Raw genomic sequence first — 19,762 nt, 5'->3', positions numbered from 1 at the left:
GCTAAAGCCAGCCGCTCTTCTTGAACCGGCGATACAGCGTGCCGCACACCACCGCCATCAGGCCGATGACGGCGAAATAGCCATATTTCCAGCGCAGTTCCGGCATGATGTCGAAGTTCATGCCGTAAATGCCCGCGATAGCGGTCGGCACGGCGAGGATCGCCGCCCATGCCGCCAGTTGCCGCGTGATTTCACCCTGCCGCTGCTGCTCCACCAGATTGCTGGTCTCGATGGCGGAGGACAGGACTTCGCGCAGGCCCGTCACCCGATATTCCGCGCGCAGGACATGGTCCAGAACGTCGCGGAAATAGGGCATGGTATTCTGGTCGATACAGGGAAACTCCAGGTTCACCAGCCGCCGCGCGACCTCCTGCATCGGTCCCAGAACCCGCTGGAACCGCACCACATCATGGCGCAGGGTGAACAGGCTCACCACATCCTCACGTTGCAGATAGCCCTCCAGCAGGCGATCCTCCATCGCCAGCACATCCTCCTCGATCGTGTTGACGATGGGGAAATAGCCGTCGACGATATAGTCGAGGATAGCGTGCAGCACATAGTCGGGACCATGGCCCAGCAGGTTGGGCGACGTCTCCAGTTGCTCACGCAGCCGGGTATGGCTGCGTGCGGAGCCATGGCGGACCGTGATGATGAAGCTGCGCCCCAGAAAGATCGCCGTCTCGCCATAGTCGATATGGCCGTTGCCATCGACAAGGCTGGCCGTGCGGGCGATCAGGAACAGTTGCTGGCCATAGCTTTCCAGCTTCGGCATCTGGCGGCCGTTGACCGCATCCTCCACCGCAAGCGGGTGCAGGCCATAGCGGCGCGCGACGGCGGCCATCTCCTCCGCGCTCGGCTGGAACAGGCCGATCCAGTCGAAACCGGTTGCGGGCGCGGTTCCGTCGGTAATGTCGATGCGGGCGGCCGGCGCGCCCTCCTCATAATGGACGGCGGCGATGATCGTCATGCGCCGTCCTCCGTCGCTCCCGCGCCAAAGCGGGAGAGGAAGCGCGCATATTCGGCGCCGCTCAGCCGCACGTCGATGGCGATCCGGCCATCCTCCCGCGCATCGGTGGCCAGCACATCGCCATGTTCATGCAGCCAGGCCAGCGCCGCGCCGTCGCTCTCGCCCAGCAACAGGCTGTGCAGGCCCAGATCCTTGAGCAGCCGGTCGCGGATGGCCAGCGTCAGCGGCTCCACCCCCTCGCCCTCCGCGGCGGAGATCAGCACGGCATCCTCCCGCCCCGCGCGCTCGCGGATGACGGGCAGGTCGTCGGCGGGCAGCAGGTCGATCTTGTTCCAGACCTCCAGGATATGCGGTCCGTCCGGGGCGTCGGGCGCCTCCGGGTCGGCGAGGCCCAGCTCCTGCAACACGTCGACCACATCGTCGCGCTGCGCGTCGCTGTCCGGGTGGGCGATGTCGCGGACGTGCAGGATCAGGTCGGCGGCCACCACCTCCTCCAGCGTGGCGCGGAAGGCCGCGATCAACTGCGTCGGCAGGTCGGAGACAAAGCCCACCGTGTCGGACAGAATAGCCTTGTCGATGCCCGGCAGGCGGATGGCGCGCATGGTGGGGTCGAGCGTCGCGAACAGCATGTCCTGCGCGACGACCTTTGCCCCGGTCAGCCGGTTGAACAGGGTGGATTTGCCCGCATTGGTGTAGCCGACCAGGGCGATCACCGGCCATGGCGCGCGGCGGCGGCGTTCGCGGTGGAGTGCGCGGGTGCGCGTCACCTGCTCCAGTTCACGGCGGATGCGGGCCATGCGGTCGCGGATCATGCGGCGATCCGCCTCGATCTGCGTTTCGCCGGGACCGCCGAGGAAGCCGAAACCGCCGCGCTGCCGCTCCAGATGGGTCCAACTGCGGACAAGGCGGCCCGCCTGATAATCGAGATGGGCCAATTCGACCTGCAATCGCCCTTCGGCGGTCGCGGCCCGCTCGCCAAAGATTTCGAGGATCAGGCCGGTCCGGTCGATCACCTTCGCATTGCACAGTTTTTCGAGGTTGCTCTGCTGGACCGGGGTCAGGCCGTTGTCGACCACCACCAGTTCCGCCTCATTCTGGAGGACCAGAGTGGCGATCTCGTCCGCCTGGCCCGCGCCGAACAGGGTCGCGGGGCGGGACTGGCGGACGCGATACGCCTTGGTATCCACCACGTCGAGGCCTATGGCGCGGGCAAGGCCCCTCGCCTCCTCCAGCCGGGCGTCGAGGTCGCGGTCGTGGCGGCTGCCAAGGTCCGCATGAACGACAATGGCACGCGCACCGCGCGACACTTCCTCACGTTCTGAAAAGGTCGAAATGCCTAAATATCCTCAGCGACGGTCAATCGTCGTCATCGTCGTCGTTCTCACCCGACAAGTCGAGCGCGTGGAGCGGTTGCACTGTCGAAATCGCATGCTTGTAGACAAGCTGGACCAGACCGTCGCGCTGAAGCAGCATGCAGAACAGGTCGAAGGCGGCGATATCGCCCTGGAGCATCACGCCGTTCACGAGGAACATAGTGACAGGCTCGTTCGAATTGTGCACCGCACTCAGGAAGATTTCCTGCAACAGGCGGGGCTTGCGATCATTCGCCTCGAACGTCTTGCGAACCGCGCTCAGGTCCACGGGATGCGCGGGCATGACGGTGGAAATGGCGTGTTTGTAGACGAGCTGCGTCTGTCCGTCGCGGCGCAGCAGCACGGAGAAATTATCGAACCAGGTGATAATTCCCTGTAGCTTCACCCCCTTGACGAGGAACATGGTAACGGGCGTCTTGGTCTTGCGCAGGGTGTTGAGGAACACATCCTGGAGATTGTTGATCTTGTCGGCCATTTCAACGCTCCATTATTGGCGAGTCGTAGCTCGCGATTGCCCCGTTCATCCGGGGATCTGCATGTCCGGATCAACCCGGCTCGCCCTATGGATAGGGGAAAGGCAAACCGAAATCTACCTCTCCCCGTGTGCGTTGCACAAAATTGCATGGCGCAATGCGGCGGAGTTCAGCCCTCCTTGTCGTCGGTCAGTCCCAGCAGCTTCAACTTGCGATGCAGGGCGGAGCGTTCCATGCCGATGAAGCTGGCGGTGCGGGAAATATTGCCCGAAAACCGCTTGATCTGGACGCGCAGATATTCCCGCTCGAAACTCTCGCGCGCCTCGCGCAGGGGGGCGCCCATGATCTCGCCGCTGACCAGCCCGTCCCGCTCCGCATCCGCGCCGCCCTCGACCGGCAGCATGTCGATCTCGATCCGCGCGATTCGATCGGCGGGGGCGAGGATCATCGTGCGCTCGATCAGGTTGCGGAGCTGGCGGACGTTGCCCGGCCACTGGTCCGCCTGCAACGCGGCCATGGCGTTGGCGGCGACTTCCGGTGCCGCGATGCGCCGATCCGCGGCGAGGCGGGCGAGGAAATGCTCGACCAGCGGCGGAATATCGTCACGCCGCCCCGCCAGCGGCGGGATGGCCAGCGGCACGACGTTGAGACGATAATAGAGATCTTCACGGAAGGTGCCCCGGTCAATCTCCCCCTTCAGTTCGCGCGCGGTGGAGGAGATGATGCGGACATCGACCTTCACCTGCCGCTGCCCGCCGATCCGGGTGAAGCTCTGTTCGGTCAACACGCGCAATATCTTGGCCTGCGTCGTCAGCGGCATGTCCGCCACTTCGTCCAGATAGAGGGTGCCGCCATGCGCCTGCTCCAGCAGGCCGGGGCGCGCAGACCCCGCGCCATCCTCTACGCCGAACAATTCCTCCTCGACCCGGTTCGGGTCCATGCAGGCGCAGGCCAGCACCAGGAAGGGTGCATCGGCGCGCGTGGACCAGCTATGCAACATGCGGGCGGCCACTTCCTTGCCCACGCCCGCCGGGCCGGTGATGAGGACGCGGCTGCCGGTGCCCGCCACCTTCTTGATCGTGGCCCGCACCTGATTGATCGCGGTGCTGGTGCCGGTCAGTTCATCGTCGCGACCCACCCGTTCGCGCAACTGCTGGTTCTCGCGCCGCAGCCGCTCCGTCTCCGTCGCGCGGGCGACGAGGTGGAGCAGGCGGTCGGCCTCGAACGGCTTTTCGATGAAGTCGGCCGCGCCCTTGCGGATGGCGGCGACAGCGGTGTCGATATTGCCATGGCCGGAGATGATGAGGACGGGCAGCGTCGCATCCCGCCGCTTGATCTCGTCCAGCAGTTCCAGCCCGTCGAGCTTCGACCCCTGCAACCACACGTCGAGCAGCACCAGCGACGGCCGCCGCGCGTCCAATGCTTCCAGCGCATCGTCGCTGTTGGCGGCGGTGCGGGTGTCGAACCCCTCGTCCTCCAGCACGCCGGCAACCAGTTCCCGAATATCGGCTTCGTCGTCCACGATGAGTACATCAAGCGCCATCGGCGGTTTCCAAACCTCTCTCAAAATTACTGTTGTCGCCATCGGCAAGCCGCGCGAGGCGATGGGTGTCGAACTGGATGATGACGCGGGCGCCGCCGCCCTGCGCGTCCTCGAACCGGATCGCGCCCTGATGCTCCTCCACGATCTTCTTGACGATGGCGAGGCCCAGCCCCGTGCCCTTGGCGCGGGTGGTCATATAGGGTTCGATGATGCGGTTGCGCTCGTCCGGCAGGCCGACGCCGTCATCGGTGATGGTGATCGTCAGCGCCCCGTCGCTGCGCGACAGCGCCATGCCGACATGGCCGGTGACGCCGTCCACCGGCTCGCGCTGGCATTGCTCGATCGCCTCCACCGCATTCTTGACGACATTGGTGAGCGCCTGGCCGATCTGGCGGCGATCGCACACCATATCGCCATCCTCCCCCTCCATGTCGAAGGCGAAGCGGATTTCGGGATGCGCGACCTCGTGCAGGAACAGCGCATGGCGGGCGATGTCGTCCATCGCCTCCACCCGGAACACCGGCTTGGGCATCCGCGCGAAGGAGGAGAATTCATCCACGATGCGCCGCAGGTCGCCCACCTGCCGGACGATCGTCTGGGTCAGGCGGGTGAAGGTGCCATTGTCGCTCTCCGCGTTGATCTCCTTGGCGTAGCGGCGCTGGAGGCGCTCGGCGGCGAGCTGGATCGGGGTCAGCGGGTTCTTGATCTCATGCGCGATGCGCCGGGCCACGTCGGACCATGCCGCGCGCCGCTGATCCAGCAATTGCTGGGTGATGTCGTCGAAGGTCAGGATATGGCCGGACACATCCGCCGCGACCTTCACCGCCAGCGTACGGATTTCCGAGCCGGAGCGGACCTGGATGATGTCGCCATTGCTGCCGCTGGCCAGCACCTCCGCCAGGTCGGGCGAAATTTCGGCGAGCGGTCGCTCCTCCGGCTCGCTGCCGTCGGGCAGCAGGATGGCGCGCGCGGAACTGTTGATAAGCTTGACGATGCCCGACTGGTCGACGGAGACGACTCCCGCCGTGACGCCGGTCAGCACCGCCTCGATGAAGGCGCGGCGACCGTCCAGCAGGCTGTTGGCGTTGACCAGCGCGCCGGTCTGCGCCTCCAGCCTCTGCGTCATCCGGTTGAACGCGCTGGACAATGTGCCGATCTCGTCCGGGGCATGGGGACCGGCGACGCGGGTGGACAGGTCGCCCGCCGTCACCCGCCGCGCCGCGTCCACCAGTTCGCCCACCGGGCTGACCACCCGGTCCGCCACCGCCAGCGCGACCCACACCGCAAAGCCGACCAGCGCCAGCGTCCCGCCGAACAGCGCAACGTTGAAGCGGAGCTGCAACTGGCGCGACTGTTTAGCGAAGATGTCATAATCGGCCAGCACCGTCTGCGCCCGCTCCATCTGGCTGAAGGCGGGCGCCTCCGCATCACGGTTGGCGTAGAGGAAGATGTTGGAGCCGGGATAGAGCAGGGTGACGGCCTCGATCAGGCGCGGCTTGGCCTGCACCACCACGGTTTCGCCGCGCCGCAGCCGCTCGACCATCGCAGGCGTGATGAGGTCGCCGGGCGGGCGGACATCCTCCACCGTGGCGGCGGTACGCATCACCCCGTCCTTGCCGATCTCGATGATCGACGACCCGTTCAGTTTTCGCGTGACGACCTGATAGATATAGCCTTCCGCAAAGGTTGGACTGCTGATCTTGGACTGGGTCAGATAATCGCGCAGGTCGCCCGCCATGGTGACGGTCTCGTCCCCCACTTCGCGCAAATTCTGCTGATAATAGCCGCGCGCCAGATCGCTGGCGTTCTGGAGCAGGGACCGGGCGTTTTCGGAGAACCAGAATTGCACGCCATATTGGAACAGCAGCGAGGCGAAGATCACCACCATCAGCGTCGGCACGCTGGCGATGATGGAGAACATCGCCACCAGCCGCACATGCAACCGCCCGTCGCCGCCGACGAGGCTGGCCGCCGCGCGCCGCTTTGCGATGCGCCGTCCGATCAGCACCAGCGTGGTGATCGCGGGCACGAGGTTGACGACAAGGAGGAGCGCCACGATCGGCGGAGTCAGCAGCTTGTCGCTGCTATGCTGCCCCGCGATCAGCCAATAGGTCAGGGACGCCGTGGTGACGAGCGCGAGGAACGTCCCCACCTCTGCCGCCAGCACGAGCCGCGCGCCATTCATCCGGCGAAGCACCGGGATGCGGTGGAGGAAGGCGGAATCTGTGTCCCGGTCGCCGTCAACGATCATCGTTGCATAATTATCACGCATGGCATCAGACACAAGCCAAAATGCCGATTTCATTACACATCCGGTCGCGGCAAATGTGCATCATAGCGTGTCCGGCGGTCTCCGGTCGTTCCTTTGGCGCGTTCGGGGGGCCGCGACCGGATCGCTGCGATCAACTTGTCGGGATCAGTTGGGCGCCCAGCCGCGATTGGGGCGCTGCACCGGGTCGATGTCATAGACGGTCAGCTTTTTGCGCAGCGTGTTGCGGTTGATGCCCAGCATCGCCGCCGCCTTGATCTGGTTGCCGTCCACCGCCGCCAGCGTTTCGGCCAGCAACACCGGCTCCACGCAGTCCAGCATCAGGTCGTACATGTTGGTCTGGCTCTTGCTCGCGCCGATGGTCAGATGTTCGCGCGTCCAGCGGCGCACTGCCTCCCGCAGGCTATCCTCCACCGCCGTTGCGCGCGGTTCGGACAGATTGTCGACCGACAGCACCTGCCGCAGCAGTTCCGGCCCGATCACCGTCTCGCGCGCCAGCACGGTCAATCGCTGCATCAGGTTCTTCAGCTCCCGCACATTACCCGGCCAGCTATACAGGCGCAGCAACGCGGTCGCATCGTCGGACAGCGCCTTGCGTGGCAGACCGTCCGCCACCGCCTGATCGAGGAAATGGCGGGCCAGCAGCGGCACATCGTCCGACCGGTCCCGCAGCGACGGCAGATGGATAGGCACGACGTTGAGGCGGTAATAGAGGTCTTCGCGGAACCGCCCCTCGGTCAGCAACGCGGGCAGATCCTGATTGGTCGCCGCGATGATGCGGACATCGACCCGGATCGGCCGGGTGCCGCCCACCGTCGTCACCTCCCCCGATTGCAGCACACGCAGCAGCCGGGTCTGCGCCTCCATCGGCATGTCGCCGATTTCGTCGAGGAAGAGCGTGCCGCCCTGCGCCTGTTCGAACTTGCCCGCCGTGCGGGTCGCCGCGCCGGTGAAGGCCCCCTTCTCATAGCCGAACAGTTCCGCCTCGATCAGTTCGCGCGGGATCGCACCCATGTTGATCGCGACGAAGGGACGTTCGCGGCGCGTGCCCAGATTATGGATCGCCTCCGCCACCAGTTCCTTGCCGGTGCCCGACTCGCCCAGCACAAGGATCGACAGGTCGTTGGAGATCACGCGCGCGATGGTGCGATACACCTCTTGCATGGCGGCGGAGCGGCCGATCAGGGGCAGGTCGTCGGTCGGCCGGTCGCCCGCCTGATCCGACAGCGCATGGCCCAGGCTGTGGCGCAGGGCGGCATCGACCGCCTGGCCCAGGTCGTTGAGGTCGAACGGCTTGGGCAGATATTCGAACGCCCCCTGCGCCGTCGCCCGCACCGCCGTGTCCAGCGTGTTCTGCGCCGACAGGATGATGACGCGCAGGGCCGGATGCTCCGCAATGATCGCGGCTATATCCTCCAGCCCGTCGCCATCGGGCAGCATGACGTCGCTGATGAGCAGTTCGGGCTGGAAATCCACGATCTGCGCCCGCCGTTCCGCGATGGAGCCGACGGTCTTGACCATATAGCCCTGCCGCTTCAGCGCCTCCGCAATGACGACGCATACCGCCTGATCGTCATCGACGACCAGAATCCGCCGTCCGCTCATCGCCGTCATCCATTCGCTCCCTTGGGCAACAACAGGCGGAACACGGTCATCGCCTTCCCCTTGCCCTTGTCGTTGATCCGCTCATATTGAACCAATCCGCCCATGTCCCGCACCAGCTTGTCGACCAGCGCCAGCCCAAGGCCCTGCCCTGTCCGCTTGGTGGTGATGAAGGGGTTGAACAGGACGTCGCGGATATTTTCCTTCACGCCGGGGCCGTTATCCATCACCTGAATTTCGATCGGCAGGGTGACGGGCGCGCGTGAGCCGGAGCGCATGATGGAAAAGCCATGCTTGAATGCCGTGGTGACGACGACGCGCGCGCCGGGCGTGTCCTGCACCGCCTCCACCGCATTTTTGAGCAGGTTTATCATCACCTGCACCAGCCGGTCGGCATCGACCAGCGCGTCGGGCAGCGACGGATCATACTGTCGGTCGAGCCGAACCCCGCTCCCGAACCCGGCCAGCGCCACATCGACCGCGCGGTCCAGCAGGGGATAGATATTCTGCGTCACCGCCTGCTGTTGCTGCTCCGTCGTGAAGCCCTGCATCCGGTCGATCAGGGAGGCGATGCGGTCCACCTCCGCCACGATCAGGCCGGTGAGCTGGTGATTGCCCTCCGCCAGTTCGCCCTGGATAAGTTGCGCCGCACCCCGGATGCCGGACAGCGGGTTCTTGATCTCATGCGCCAGCATCGCGGCCGCGCCCATCGCGGACATGGCCCCGCTGGGCGCGCGGCGAAAGCCGATGGCGTGGCTCTGGCTGTGGATATGCATGGCCAGCACCCGCCAGCCGGGCGCATCGGACAGCGGATTGATGAGGATGTCCATCTCCACCGCGTCGGACCGCCCGGCATAGAGGCGCACGTCATAGGCCGACAGCGGCTTGTCCGTGTGCCAGAAGCTGGGGTCCATCGCGGGATCGTCCAGCCGCAGAACGTCGGTCAACCGGCTGCCGATCAATGCGGAACGCGCCATGTTGAGCAGGCTCTCCGCGCGCGGGTTGGCGGATACGATCAGGTCGCCATCGTCGATGATGAGAGTGGCGACCGGGTGGGAGGAAAAGCCGTCCCGCACGCTCACCCCCTCGCCCGACACCAGACGGGCCACGCCCGGTCCGCCGGCTTGGCTCACGCCGCCGCGCGCGACAGGAAAGGGTCGTAGAAGCGGGCCAGCATGTCCAGCACCTCGGCGGAATCGGGCACGAAGTTGACCTTGTTGCGAAACTCCGCCGACCCGTTCAGCCCCTTGGTGTACCAGCCGATATGCTTGCGGGCCATGTTGACGCCGACCGTCTCGCCATAAAGCTCCAGCATGGCGCGATAATGTTCGACGATCAGATGATATTGCTCCTCCAGGTCGGGGTCTTCCCGGCGCTGTCCGGTCGCGAGATAGTGCATCACCTGCCCCAGCAGCCATGGTTTGCCATAGGCGCCCCGGCCGATCATCACGCCGTCCGCCCCGCTCTGCTCCAGCGCGGTGTCGACATCCTCGACGGTGCAGATGTCGCCGTTGACGATGACGGGCAGTGTCACCGCATCCTTGACCCCGCGCACAAAGGCCCAGTCGGCGGACCCCTTGTACATCTGGTTACGGGTGCGGCCATGGACGGTGATGAGCTTCGCGCCCAGATCCTCCGCGATATGGGCCAGTTCCGGGGCGTTCAGGCTGTCATGGCACCAGCCCATCCGCATCTTGACCGTCACCGGCACGGACACCGCCTCCACCGTCGCCTTGATGAGGCTGGCGGCCAGCGGCAGGTCGCGCATCAGGGCGGAGCCGGCGTCGCCGCTTGTCACCTTGCGCACCGGGCAGCCCATGTTGATGTCGATGATCGCCGCGCCCTTCTGCTCGGACAGCTTGGCCGCCTCCGCCATCTCGTGCGGTGCGCAGCCGACGAGCTGCATCGACACCGGCTCCTCCACCGGATCCCATGCCGCCTTCTGGATTGACTGGCGCGTCTCGCGGATCGCGGCGGGCGACGCGATCATCTCCGTCACGTTCAGGCCGGAGCCGTAGCGCCGCACCATCTTGCGAAACGGCAGGTCGGTCACGCCGGTCATCGGCGCCAGTATGACGGGTTCGGCAATGGTTACCGGACCGATGGAGATGGGAGAAAGACGCGCCATGGTTCAAAACTGCCTAAAAAACAGGCAGCCCTTTAGCGCGAAAGGCGCTGGCCGACAAGCATGGCCTCGGTTAAGGGCGCGCCATGGCGAACATGGGCACGACCATCACCACGACCACGACCATCACAGGGCTGACCGCCATCCTGCTGGCCGCCGGCAAGGGCGAGCGGGCGGGCGGCGGCGTTGCCAAGCAATATCGCACGCTGGGGCCGCAGAGCGTGCTGGCCCATGCCGTGCGGTCGCTGGCGCGGGCGGAGCGGATCATTGTCGTCGTCGGCGCGGATGCCCGCGAAGAGGCGGAGCAGGCCATCGGCGCGCCTCCCGCCTCCCTGACCTTCATCACCGGCGGCGCGACGCGGCAGGAGTCGGTGCGGCGCGCGCTGGATCATTCCGCCGCCCTGCCCTCGCCCCCCTCTCATATCATGGTGCATGACAGCGCCCGGCCTTTCGTGCCGGATGTGGTGTGGGACAGGCTCGTCGCGGCGCTGGCGGATGGGGCCGTCGCCGCCATGCCGGTGCTGCCGGTCGCCGATACGCTGGTGCGCGGGGCGGACGGGATCGCCGTCGACGTAGTGCCGCGCGACGCCCTCTATCGCGTGCAGACACCGCAGGCGTTCCGCTTCGATGCCCTGCTCGCCGCGCATGATCGCTGGCCCGCAGGGTCCGCCGCAACCGACGACGCCCAGATGGTCCGCGCCATCGGGCATGATGTGCGGCTGGTCGAGGGCGACCAGCGGCTGGAGAAGATCACCATGGCCGATGATTTCGCCCGTATCGCCGCGCTGAACGGTATCGACGGCCTGCCGGATATCCGCACCGGCACCGGCTATGACGTTCACCGGCTGGTGGAGGGCAAGCCGCTGTGGCTGTGCGGGGTGGAAATCGCCCACAGCCATGGCCTGTCCGGGCATAGCGATGCCGATGTGGCCATCCATGCGCTGGTCGACGCGATCCTCGGCGCGCTGGCGGAGGGCGACATCGGCCAGCATTTCCCGCCCAGCGACGAGCGATGGCGCGGCGCGGCGTCCTGGCAATTTCTTGAGTTCGCGCGGGATCGCGTCGCGGCACGTGGGGGACGCATCACCCATGTCGATGTCACCATCATCTGCGAGGCGCCCAAGGTCGGCCCGCACCGCGACGCCATGCGCGCCCGGCTGGCGGAGATACTGGCGATCGCCCCCGACCGGGTGAGCGTCAAGGCGACCACGACCGAAGGGCTGGGCTTCACCGGCCGCCGCGAAGGCATAGCCGCGCAGGCCGTCGCCACCGTGCTGCTGGGGGCTGAGGGATGAAACAGGTTCGAACGGCTGCCATGGTGCTGATGCTGGCGCTCACGCCCTGTGCCGCGATAGCGGCAACCCAGGGCGCGTGCATGACGGACGCAGAGGCGGAGGCACTGGTGCAATACGCCCTGCCCGACATCATCGACCAGTTGGGCGCCGCCTGCGCGACCAGCCTGCCCGCCACCGGCTATCTGACCCGCAACCGGGGCGATCTGATCGCACGCTACAGGCAGGCCGCGGCGCCCGCCCTGCCCACCGCGCGCCACGCTTTCGGCAAGATGACCGGGATCAAAGCCGCACAGATGAAGACTATGCAGGACGGGACACTGCGGGATCTGCTGGGTATAGGTATCGCGGAGGCGATCGGCGGCAATTTGAAGCCCAGGGATTGCACCACGGTCGACACGGTCGTGGAATTGACCGCTCCCCTTCCGCCGCAAAATATGGCTAAACTGATTGGCATGTTGCTGCGGGCGGGCAATAGCCCCGGCAAGACGGGGGCGGCTCGCCCGTCATCCTTTCGGCTGTGCGATGGTGAAGAAGGCAAGTGAACCCCATGGATACGATTTTGCCGCTGAACCTCGTGACGCTCGCCCGACGAGTGGTTGAGGAAAATGCCGCCATCGGCCGCCGCATCGCCGTGGCTGAAAGCTGCACCGGCGGTCTGGTTGCCGCCGCCCTCACCGAAATTCCGGGATCGTCGGACGTGGTGGAGATCGGCTTCGTCACCTACTCCAACGAGGCGAAGATGAGCGCGCTGGGCGTGAACGAGGATGTGCTGAGCACCTTCGGCGCGGTGTCCATCGCCACCGCCTGGGCCATGGCGCAGGGGGCGCTGCACAAGTCGGAGGCGGATGTCGCCGTCTCCATCACCGGCGTCGCCGGGCCGGGGGGCGGATCAGAGGCCAAGCCGGTGGGCACCGTCGTCTTTGCCCGCGCCGTGCGCGGCGAAGACCCGGACAAGGTGATCGCCCAGCAGAAATTGTTCGACGATAATGGCCGCGCCGGGGTGCGGCTTCAGGCGGCGCTGTGCGCGCTGGAACTGTTGCTGCCCGAACAAGCGGACTGAGGGTACTGAAAAATTATGGCCTCATCCTGTCGCCACGGATGTGATCCGGGGTTTGACCCTTCCTCAAGCCACGCGGTTGAAGAGGTAGCGTGATCCCGGATCAAGTCCGGGATGACGTACAGCGCGGATGACAGGGAATGTTCCGCCAAGACCGGGCCGTTCCCCTACGCCGCCGGCTCGCCATAGAGCGCCGCCGCCCGCGTCTCGAACGCGCCGATCATCTTGCGCAGCGCCTTGTCGAACATCTGCCCGGCCAGCATCTCGAACATCCGGTTCTTGAACGCGAAGTCGACGGTGAAGTCGACCAGCACGCCCCCCGCCCCGTCGCTGCGGAAATGCCAGTCGTTGGAGAGATGCTTGAGCGGCCCGTCGACATAATCGACATGCACCGAATCGGGTCGCACCTTGCGCACCCGCGACGTGAACGTCTCGCGTAGCCCCTTGAAGCCGACGATCATATCCGCGACCGTCTCCGTCGGACTGTCCGAACGGAGGCGCATCGCGCTTACCCAGGGCAGGAACTGCGGATAGGCGGCGACATCGGCAACCAGATCATACATCTGCTCCGGCGAATAGGGCAGATGCCGCGTCTCCTCATGCCGTGGCATGCTTGGCCATCACCTGCTTCGCCAGTTTCGCCTCGCGCGCCGCCCGCATCTGAGCGAAGTCGTCGCCCGCATGATAGCTGGACCGGGTCAGCGGGCTGGCCGCGACCTGGAGGAAGCCCTTGGCGCGCGCAACGGCGGCATAGGCCTTGAACCCGTCCGGCGGGATGAACTCGATCACCTTCGCATGTTTCGGCGTCGGCTGGAGATATTGGCCCATCGTCAGGAAGTCGATGTCGGCGCAGCGCATGTCGTCCATCACTTGATGGATCTCCAGCCGCTGCTCGCCCAGGCCCAGCATGACGCCGGACTTGGTGAAAATCGACGGGTCGAGCCGCTTGACCATCTCCAGCAGGCGCAGTGACGCATAATAGCGTGCGCCGGGACGGATGGTGGGATAGAGGCGGGGCACCGTTTCCAGATTATGGTTGTACACGTCGGGCCGGGCCGCGACGATCATCTCCACCGCCCGCTCATGCTTGTTGCGGAAATCGGGGGTCAGGATTTCGATGGTGGTGTTGGGCGTGGTGCGACGCAGCGCCTCGATCACCTTCACGAACTGGCCGGCGCCGCCATCGGGCAGGTCGTCCCGGTCGACGGAGGTGATGACGATATGCTCCAGTCCCATTTCGGCACAGGCGTCGGCGGTGTGCTGCGGCTCCATCGCGTCCACCGCGCGCGGCATACCGGTCTTGACGTTGCAAAAGGCACAGGCGCGGGTGCAGGTGTCGCCCAGGATCATGACGGTCGCATGCTTCTTGGTCCAGCATTCGCCGATATTGGGGCAGGCCGCCTCCTCGCAGACGGTCGCCAGTCCCTTCTCCCGCATCAGCCGCTTGGTTTCGGCAAAGGCCGATCCGGCGGGCGCCTTGACCCTGATCCAGTCCGGCTTGCGCGGACGCTGGACGGTGGTGATCTGCGGGGCCATTTCGGGGGCGGCGTTCTGGGGCGGCTGAGTCATATAGCGCAAATAGCGATGATGGCGGCTTCTTGCCAGTCCGCAGATGATCGGGCATTGGCAATGGTATGACACGCTTCTCCGACATGCTCACCGGCTATGCCCGTTTCCGCTCCAACGCCTGGGTCGCCCAGCGGGACCGATGGGACGAACTGGCCGAAGGACAAAGCCCGCGCGTTCTCATCATCGCCTGTTCCGACAGCCGAGTCGACCCGGCCCAGATTTTCGACACCAATCCCGGTGAGATTTTCGTCGTGCGCAACGTGGCGGCTCTGGTCCCCCCGTTCGAGACGACGCCCGGCCATCATGGCGTGTCCGCCGCGCTGGAATTTGCGGTGCAGGTGCTGAAGGTCGATGAGATCGTCGTGATGGGCCATGGCCTGTGCGGCGGGTGCAAGGCCGCGCTGACGCAGGAATTGCGCGATGCTCCTCCGGGCCGGGGCGGCTTCATCGCCAACTGGATCGAGATGCTGGACGGCGCGCGTGAAACCGTGGTTGCGACCCATGGCGAGGATCAGGGACGCGACGCCCTGCGCGCGATGGAGCAGGAGGCGGTGAAGGTCAGCCTCGCCAACCTGCGCACCTTCCCCTGCGTGCAGGAGAAGGAAGCGGCGGGCACCTTGCGGCTGATCGGCACGCGTTTCGCCATCGCGGACGGCCTGCTCAATATCCTCGACGAGGAAACGGGCCAGTTCGCTCCCGCGTGACGGGCGACGACGCGGGGCCGCTGCCGGTCTTCGTCTATGGGACATTGCGACCGGGACAGCCAGGGTTCGACGAACTGAACCTCTCCGGGCGGGTCGACAGGATCGGCCCGGACCGGGTTGCGGGAACGCTGTACGACCTTGGCGATTATCCCGGCGCTCTCTTGCCAACCGCTCCCTTGCAAGGCACCGGCTGGATCGTCGGAGAACTGCTGATGCCGCGCGACGCGGATGTTCTCGCCCTGCTCGACGCCTTTGAATTATATGATCCGGCCAGCCCCGACGACTCCGAATATCTGCGCCTCCCGGTCATCACAGAGGGGCGGGTAAGCGCCTGGATCTACACCTATAATTTCCCGATCCACCCGTCGCGGGCCATCCCGTCCGGCGACTGGACCAACCGGCCCGCGCATCCCGGCCACGGCCCATCGGCTGGGTAACGATTTTCCTCAAGTCGGAACCGCCCCGTCTTTGGGCGCGTTTGATGCCGCCGAGCGGTTATCATGATTTGAGGAGTTTCCCATGCGTCACCCAACCCTGTTCGCCCCCGTCCTCGCGCTGTCGGCGCTGGCCCTTGCGCTCGGCAGTCCGGCCATCGGCGCGGGCAAAGCCGATCGCGCCCGTGCGGCGATCGCGGAAGCCAAGGGCAAGATCGGCGCCGCCGACGCCGCAGGCGCCACCACCGAATTGCCAGCCGAACAGGCGGAGGCCCGCGCCACGCTGAAAACGGCGGAGGAGCATCTCGCCGCCGGTCGCAAGGAGGAGGCCATCGCCACCGCCACCCGCGCCTCCCAGATCGCCGACGTGACCATCGGTGAGACGCAGAAGCGCAAGACAGCGGCGGCTTCCGCCAAGGCTGATGCAGAGCTTTCGGCCGACCTCGCCCGCCAGCAGGCGGCAGACGCCAGCGCCCGCGCACAGGACGCCACCTCGCGCGCCGCCAATGCCGAGCAGGCCGCCGCTGCCTCCGCCGCCGAAGCGGCCCGGTTGAGGGCGTCGCAGGCCGCACAGGCGACCACGACCACCGTCACGACCGAGAAGGTGACGACGCCGCGCGTGTCCGTCTCCACCACCGCCAAGCCCGCGGCGAAGAAGAAGGTCGTGCGTCGCAGCACCAGCAGCACGCCCGTCCGCGCCGCCGAAACCACGACCACCACGGTCACGACGCAGGCGAACCTCGCTAACTAACTGCGGCCAACTAACCACGACCAACCAACCGGAAGCGCCCCGGATATGAAAAGGCCGCCCGGCATCCACCGGGCGGCCTTTTTCAATGTCCATGGGTTGGGCCGGGGATGTCTCTCCCCTGCCCCGCCCGCCGAATCAGCGGGTCAGCTTCTTGTAGGCAAGTCGCGTCGGACGGTCGGCGGCATCGCCCAGACGGCGGCGCTTATCCTCTTCATACGCCTCGAAATTGCCTTCGAACCATTCGACATGGCTGTCGCCCTCAAAGGCGAGGATGTGCGTCGCGAGGCGATCGAGGAAGAAGCGGTCATGGCTGATGACCACGGCGCAACCCGCGAAATTCTCCAGAGCATCCTCCAGCGCGCGCAGCGTCTCGACGTCGAGGTCGTTGGTCGGTTCGTCGAGCAGCAGCACGTTGCCGCCCTGCTTCAGCATCTTGGCGAGGTGGACGCGGTTGCGTTCACCGCCTGATAGCTGGCCGACCTTCTTCTGCTGGTCCGGTCCCTTGAAGTTGAAGGCGCCGACATAGGCCCGCGTCTGGATCTCATGCTTGCCGATGGTCATCAGGTCATGACCGCCGGAGATTTCCTCCCAGACATTATGGTTGGGGTCGAGCGAATCGCGGCTCTGGTCGACATAGCCAAGCTGGACCGTGTCACCGACCTTGATGCTGCCCTCGTCCGGCTGCTCCTGCCCTGTGATGAGCTTGAACAGCGTGGACTTACCCGCGCCGTTCGGCCCGATCACGCCGACGATGCCGCCCGGCGGCAGCAGGAATTCGAGATTCTCGAACAACAGCTTGTCGCCATAGCTTTTCGACAGGCCATGCGCCTCGATCACCTGCCCGCCGAGGCGTTTGGGCGTCTGGATGACGATCTGGGCCTTGCCGGGCGCGCGATTTTCCTGCTTCTCGACCAGTTCGTCGAACGCCCGGATACGCGCCTTGGACTTGGTCTGGCGTGCCTTGGGCGACTGGCGAATCCACTCCAGCTCTTCCTTGATCGCCTTCTGGCGGCCCGCTTCCTCGCGCTCTTCCAGCTCCATCCGCTTGCCCTTGGCTTCCAGCCAGGCGGAATAATTGCCTTCGTACGGGATGCCCCGGCCGCGATCCAGTTCCAGCACCCAACCCACGACATTGTCGAGGAAGTAGCGGTCATGGGTCACGAGGATGACGTTGCCGGTGTAGTTGATGAGATGCTGTTCCAGCCACTGCACGCTTTCCGCGTCGAGATGGTTGGTTGGTTCGTCGAGCAGCAGGATGTCCGGCTTTTCCAGCAGCAGGCGGCACAGCGCGATACGGCGCTTTTCACCGCCGGACAGGCTCTCTACGCCCCAGTCGCCCGGCGGGCAGCGCAGCGCCTCCATGGCGATCTCCAGCTGATTGTCGAGCGTCCAGCCATCGACGGCGTCGATCTTCTCCTGAAGCTCGCCCATCTCGGTCATCAGCGCGTCGAAATCCACATCTTCCGGCGGGTCGCCCATGATCGCGCTGATCTCGTTGAAGCGGTCGACCAGATCGGCGACGGGGCGCACGCCGTCCTTCACATTCTCGATCACCGTCTTCGTGTTGTCGAGCTGCGGCTCCTGCGCCAGATAGCCGACGCGCAGGCCCTCGGCGGCCCATGCCTCGCCCTGAAAATCGGTATCCATGCCGGCAATGACCTTCATCAGGGTCGATTTACCCGCGCCGTTCACGCCGATGACGGCGATCTTCGTACCCGGCAGGAACTGAAGATGGATATTATTGAACACCGGCTTGTTGGCGCCGGGAAAGGTCTTGGTCAGACCTTTCATCACAAAGGAATACTGCACCGCCATTGGGTCTCGACTCCGGTCAGAATAGCTGTTCGAACGGGCCGCGCCCAGGGGCGGCGGCCGGTATGGCGCGGCTTCTAAACGAGCGTCGCGCGCAACGCAAACCGGGGCGTGAACAGGGGCGCAAAACCACCTCCCGTCCAGCGTTTCCGTGGAGCCGAAACGATCCGTCGCGCAGGGACAACGGTCCGCCGAGGAAATGCTGACCCATTCAGTTGATAAAAAAGCGTTGATTTGACCGATGCAGTCGTTATTTGGGGCCTCTCGTGCATGGGTTCTCCCATGTGCGGGGTTGTTGCTATGGGAGCCTACAAGATGAAGAAGATCGCTGTTGTTTTCGCCGCGACCGGCCTGCTGGCCCTCGCTGCGTGCGGTGAGAAGCCCGCTGCGGAGACGAACAACGCTGCCAACGAGGTCGTCATCAACGAGACCGAGAACGCTGCGAACGCGCTCGACAACGCTGCTTCGAACCTCTCGAACGCCGCCAACGCGACCGAGAACGCTGCTGCGAACGTCACCAACGCGCACTAATCTGCGCGCCTTTGGTGCAAGAATTCAGGGCGATCCCGCTTCGTGTGGGATCGCCCTTTTTCCTGTCCGCCATTCCACCTGAACACAGGTTGAACCGGCCCGTCTGAAGCAGGAAAGCGACCATGGCCCAGGGGAAAACTGTCCCATTTCGAGACATGGACTAAGCCAGTGATTTAGCGGATGCGCTGTACGGACGCGTCTTGCGGCTTACCGATGCGCCTTGCGGCTGATGCCGCTGCCATTTTGCCCATGCATGGCACCACATAGCCTGACGAGCGGCGGATCGCCCTATTCTACGCAACCCCACCGAACTATGGCTTCGATCCTGAACGCTGAACGGCGCTCGCAGCGCATCACTTTCAGGATAGCGACGCACACAGGCCGTGCATGGACGGCGACCGCGTCTTGCTCATCATCAAAAGGAAAGTGGTCGGGGAGACAGGATCCCCAAGTCATTATTTCCTGCCAGCCAAAAACCGCAGAAAACCGGGCCTGCCGCCATGCGAACCACCGCGACTGGCCGCATTTTGCACAGTGGATGGCACATTCGCAAGCACATTTCCGGGCACAGTCAAATGGGGCTCTGATGGAGAGATCAGATGGATGAAGGCCCGGACGAGCTTTCGCGATGACCGCTTCGCGCCATCTCCCGACATTCGACCAGCAACAGCGGCGCCCGGTAAGCCGACAGTCGCCTATGCCGAAGTGTGGGTTTTGGCGAAGCCGGTAAAATAGGCGCGTAGCGTAGGATCGGCAATCGGCGCTACGATGGCATTTACCTGTTCCTCCAGCGACGCCGACGCCACTGCTACTCCGCCTTGCTCAAATCCCATGGCCCACGATGGAAATGACCTCGTCGCGACCTCTTTGTCGTGCAGTTTGACCAATGCAAAATGACGCGGGTCACGCGTAATCCGCTCGTAGGTAGCGGTGACAGCCTGCTCGGGGCCTTCGAGAACCTGAAGAAAGCGACGGCCGCCGACCACCAGCAAGCCTGTCACGTCCGCAGCAGCATTCGCCTTGCGCGATCTAGTCAGCAGGGCATCCAACTCGGATGGGCGTAGGGGCGAGCGAGCCGTACTGATATAGAGAAGACGCTTCATCAAGGATCTCCGGGACCGTGGCTCCTGTGACCTGACCCCCTGATTTTCCTCCAGATACGATTAGAGTCCGGCCCATGGAAGGACGGACTGATGAAGCGGATACGGTTTACGGAAGAGCAGATTATCGGGGTTCTGCGGGAAGCTGAGGCAGGCG

General features: G+C 65.1%; 19 protein-coding genes. 7 read left to right on the top strand and 12 right to left on the bottom strand.

Annotation, left to right across the window (positions count from 1 at the left end):
* Position 1 precedes the first annotated feature (1 nt).
* The 8 genes from corA to dusB all read right to left on the bottom strand — a co-directional run bounded on the left by corA (position 2) and on the right by dusB (position 10,355).
* Complete coding sequence (gene corA / locus LWE61_RS15620; protein ID WP_234151584.1) at positions 2–967, bottom strand: magnesium/cobalt transporter CorA; 966 nt, start codon at positions 965–967, stop codon at positions 2–4.
* Positions 964–2,301: a GTPase HflX gene (hflX, locus tag LWE61_RS15615; RefSeq protein WP_234151683.1), complete on the bottom strand. Its 1,338-nt coding sequence runs from the start codon at positions 2,299–2,301 to the stop codon at positions 964–966. The genes corA and hflX overlap by 4 nt, the downstream gene beginning before the upstream one ends.
* 22 nt (positions 2,302–2,323) lie before the next feature.
* Positions 2,324–2,815 (bottom strand): RNA chaperone Hfq, encoded by a 492-nt coding sequence (gene hfq, locus LWE61_RS15610; protein ID WP_234151583.1) that lies wholly within the window; start codon positions 2,813–2,815, stop codon positions 2,324–2,326.
* 167 nt (positions 2,816–2,982) lie between these two features.
* Complete coding sequence (gene ntrX / locus LWE61_RS15605) at positions 2,983–4,356, bottom strand: nitrogen assimilation response regulator NtrX (protein ID WP_234151582.1); 1,374 nt, start codon at positions 4,354–4,356, stop codon at positions 2,983–2,985.
* The gene (locus LWE61_RS15600; protein ID WP_407696251.1) at positions 4,346–6,541 is read right to left on the bottom strand and encodes a sensor histidine kinase; all 2,196 of its coding nucleotides are present in this window, start codon (positions 6,539–6,541) and stop codon (positions 4,346–4,348) included. The genes ntrX and LWE61_RS15600 overlap by 11 nt, the downstream gene beginning before the upstream one ends.
* Positions 6,542–6,772: 231 nt before the next feature.
* Entirely contained in the window at positions 6,773–8,239 is a 1,467-nt protein-coding gene (ntrC, locus tag LWE61_RS15595; protein ID WP_234151580.1) for a nitrogen regulation protein NR(I), read from the bottom strand.
* Positions 8,236–9,360: a two-component system sensor histidine kinase NtrB gene (locus tag LWE61_RS15590; protein WP_234151579.1), complete on the bottom strand. Its 1,125-nt coding sequence runs from the start codon at positions 9,358–9,360 to the stop codon at positions 8,236–8,238. The genes ntrC and LWE61_RS15590 overlap by 4 nt, the downstream gene beginning before the upstream one ends.
* A complete protein-coding gene (gene dusB / locus LWE61_RS15585) occupies positions 9,357–10,355 on the bottom strand; it encodes a tRNA dihydrouridine synthase DusB (RefSeq protein WP_234151578.1) in 999 nt (332 codons plus the stop codon). The genes LWE61_RS15590 and dusB overlap by 4 nt, the downstream gene beginning before the upstream one ends.
* Before the next feature lie 83 nt (positions 10,356–10,438).
* Here dusB and LWE61_RS15580 point away from each other — a divergent pair, with 83 nt between their 5' ends.
* From LWE61_RS15580 to LWE61_RS15570, 3 genes are read left to right on the top strand one after another with little or no spacing between them, the layout of a single operon-like run.
* Entirely contained in the window at positions 10,439–11,647 is a 1,209-nt protein-coding gene (locus tag LWE61_RS15580) for a bifunctional 2-C-methyl-D-erythritol 4-phosphate cytidylyltransferase/2-C-methyl-D-erythritol 2,4-cyclodiphosphate synthase (RefSeq protein WP_407696249.1), read from the top strand.
* The gene (locus tag LWE61_RS15575) at positions 11,644–12,189 is read left to right on the top strand and encodes a hypothetical protein (protein WP_234151577.1); all 546 of its coding nucleotides are present in this window, start codon (positions 11,644–11,646) and stop codon (positions 12,187–12,189) included. Before LWE61_RS15580 ends, LWE61_RS15575 begins: the two co-directional genes overlap by 4 nt.
* Positions 12,190–12,194: 5 nt before the next feature.
* Positions 12,195–12,707, top strand: a complete 513-nt coding sequence (locus tag LWE61_RS15570) for a CinA family protein (RefSeq protein WP_234151576.1) — start codon at positions 12,195–12,197, stop codon at positions 12,705–12,707.
* Between the two features lie 164 nt (positions 12,708–12,871).
* Here the strand turns inward: LWE61_RS15570 and LWE61_RS15565 are convergent, their stop codons facing one another.
* A complete protein-coding gene (locus LWE61_RS15565; RefSeq protein WP_234151575.1) occupies positions 12,872–13,315 on the bottom strand; it encodes a type II toxin-antitoxin system RatA family toxin in 444 nt (147 codons plus the stop codon).
* A complete protein-coding gene (lipA, locus tag LWE61_RS15560) occupies positions 13,302–14,273 on the bottom strand; it encodes a lipoyl synthase (RefSeq protein WP_234151574.1) in 972 nt (323 codons plus the stop codon). Before lipA ends, LWE61_RS15565 begins: the two co-directional genes overlap by 14 nt.
* 65 nt (positions 14,274–14,338) lie before the next feature.
* Between lipA and LWE61_RS15555 the strand changes: the two genes are divergently transcribed.
* The 3 genes from LWE61_RS15555 to LWE61_RS15545 all read left to right on the top strand — a co-directional run bounded on the left by LWE61_RS15555 (position 14,339) and on the right by LWE61_RS15545 (position 16,162).
* Positions 14,339–14,977 (top strand): carbonic anhydrase, encoded by a 639-nt coding sequence (locus LWE61_RS15555; RefSeq protein ID WP_234151573.1) that lies wholly within the window; start codon positions 14,339–14,341, stop codon positions 14,975–14,977.
* Positions 14,974–15,414, top strand: coding sequence for a gamma-glutamylcyclotransferase family protein (locus tag LWE61_RS15550; protein WP_234151572.1), 441 nt, complete (start codon positions 14,974–14,976; stop codon positions 15,412–15,414). The genes LWE61_RS15555 and LWE61_RS15550 overlap by 4 nt, the downstream gene beginning before the upstream one ends.
* Before the next feature lie 82 nt (positions 15,415–15,496).
* The gene (locus LWE61_RS15545; protein ID WP_234151571.1) at positions 15,497–16,162 is read left to right on the top strand and encodes a hypothetical protein; all 666 of its coding nucleotides are present in this window, start codon (positions 15,497–15,499) and stop codon (positions 16,160–16,162) included.
* Between the two features lie 135 nt (positions 16,163–16,297).
* Here the strand turns inward: LWE61_RS15545 and ettA are convergent, their stop codons facing one another.
* Complete coding sequence (ettA, locus tag LWE61_RS15540) at positions 16,298–17,977, bottom strand: energy-dependent translational throttle protein EttA (RefSeq protein ID WP_234151570.1); 1,680 nt, start codon at positions 17,975–17,977, stop codon at positions 16,298–16,300.
* 312 nt (positions 17,978–18,289) lie between these two features.
* Here ettA and LWE61_RS15535 point away from each other — a divergent pair, with 312 nt between their 5' ends.
* Positions 18,290–18,505 carry a hypothetical protein gene (locus LWE61_RS15535; protein WP_234151569.1) on the top strand — a complete coding sequence of 72 codons (216 nt, stop codon included), beginning with the start codon at positions 18,290–18,292 and terminating at the stop codon, positions 18,503–18,505.
* A 695-nt stretch (positions 18,506–19,200) separates the two neighbouring features.
* Here LWE61_RS15535 and LWE61_RS15530 read toward each other — a convergent pair.
* Positions 19,201–19,608, bottom strand: a complete 408-nt coding sequence (locus tag LWE61_RS15530) for a BLUF domain-containing protein (RefSeq protein WP_234151568.1) — start codon at positions 19,606–19,608, stop codon at positions 19,201–19,203.
* Positions 19,609–19,762: the final 154 nt, after the last annotated feature.

The sequence above is a fragment of the Sphingobium sufflavum genome (genome assembly GCF_021403115.1).
Classification (GTDB): Bacteria; Pseudomonadota; Alphaproteobacteria; order Sphingomonadales; family Sphingomonadaceae; genus Sphingobium; species Sphingobium sufflavum.
This window is presented reverse-complemented; position numbering and strand designations above follow the sequence as displayed.

What these genes read in the sequence shown, in the direction of transcription:
- corA (WP_234151584.1), bottom strand. Translation starts at nt 967, where the DNA reads ATGACGATCATCGCCGCCGTCCATTATGAGGAGGGCGCGCCGGCCGCC.
- hfq (WP_234151583.1), bottom strand. Translation starts at nt 2,815, where the DNA reads ATGGCCGACAAGATCAACAATCTCCAGGATGTGTTCCTCAACACCCTG.
- ntrX (WP_234151582.1), bottom strand. Translation starts at nt 4,356, where the DNA reads ATGGCGCTTGATGTACTCATCGTGGACGACGAAGCCGATATTCGGGAA.
- LWE61_RS15600 (WP_407696251.1), bottom strand. Translation starts at nt 6,541, where the DNA reads ATGAATGGCGCGCGGCTCGTGCTGGCGGCAGAGGTGGGGACGTTCCTC.
- ntrC (WP_234151580.1), bottom strand. Translation starts at nt 8,239, where the DNA reads ATGACGGCGATGAGCGGACGGCGGATTCTGGTCGTCGATGACGATCAG.
- dusB (WP_234151578.1), bottom strand. Translation starts at nt 10,355, where the DNA reads ATGGCGCGTCTTTCTCCCATCTCCATCGGTCCGGTAACCATTGCCGAA.
- LWE61_RS15580 (WP_407696249.1), top strand. Translation starts at nt 10,439, where the DNA reads ATGGCGAACATGGGCACGACCATCACCACGACCACGACCATCACAGGG.
- LWE61_RS15575 (WP_234151577.1), top strand. Translation starts at nt 11,644, where the DNA reads ATGAAACAGGTTCGAACGGCTGCCATGGTGCTGATGCTGGCGCTCACG.
- LWE61_RS15570 (WP_234151576.1), top strand. Translation starts at nt 12,195, where the DNA reads ATGGATACGATTTTGCCGCTGAACCTCGTGACGCTCGCCCGACGAGTG.
- LWE61_RS15565 (WP_234151575.1), bottom strand. Translation starts at nt 13,315, where the DNA reads ATGCCACGGCATGAGGAGACGCGGCATCTGCCCTATTCGCCGGAGCAG.
- lipA (WP_234151574.1), bottom strand. Translation starts at nt 14,273, where the DNA reads ATGACTCAGCCGCCCCAGAACGCCGCCCCCGAAATGGCCCCGCAGATC.
- LWE61_RS15555 (WP_234151573.1), top strand. Translation starts at nt 14,339, where the DNA reads ATGACACGCTTCTCCGACATGCTCACCGGCTATGCCCGTTTCCGCTCC.
- LWE61_RS15545 (WP_234151571.1), top strand. Translation starts at nt 15,497, where the DNA reads ATGCGTCACCCAACCCTGTTCGCCCCCGTCCTCGCGCTGTCGGCGCTG.
- ettA (WP_234151570.1), bottom strand. Translation starts at nt 17,977, where the DNA reads ATGGCGGTGCAGTATTCCTTTGTGATGAAAGGTCTGACCAAGACCTTT.
- LWE61_RS15535 (WP_234151569.1), top strand. Translation starts at nt 18,290, where the DNA reads ATGAAGAAGATCGCTGTTGTTTTCGCCGCGACCGGCCTGCTGGCCCTC.
- LWE61_RS15530 (WP_234151568.1), bottom strand. Translation starts at nt 19,608, where the DNA reads ATGAAGCGTCTTCTCTATATCAGTACGGCTCGCTCGCCCCTACGCCCA.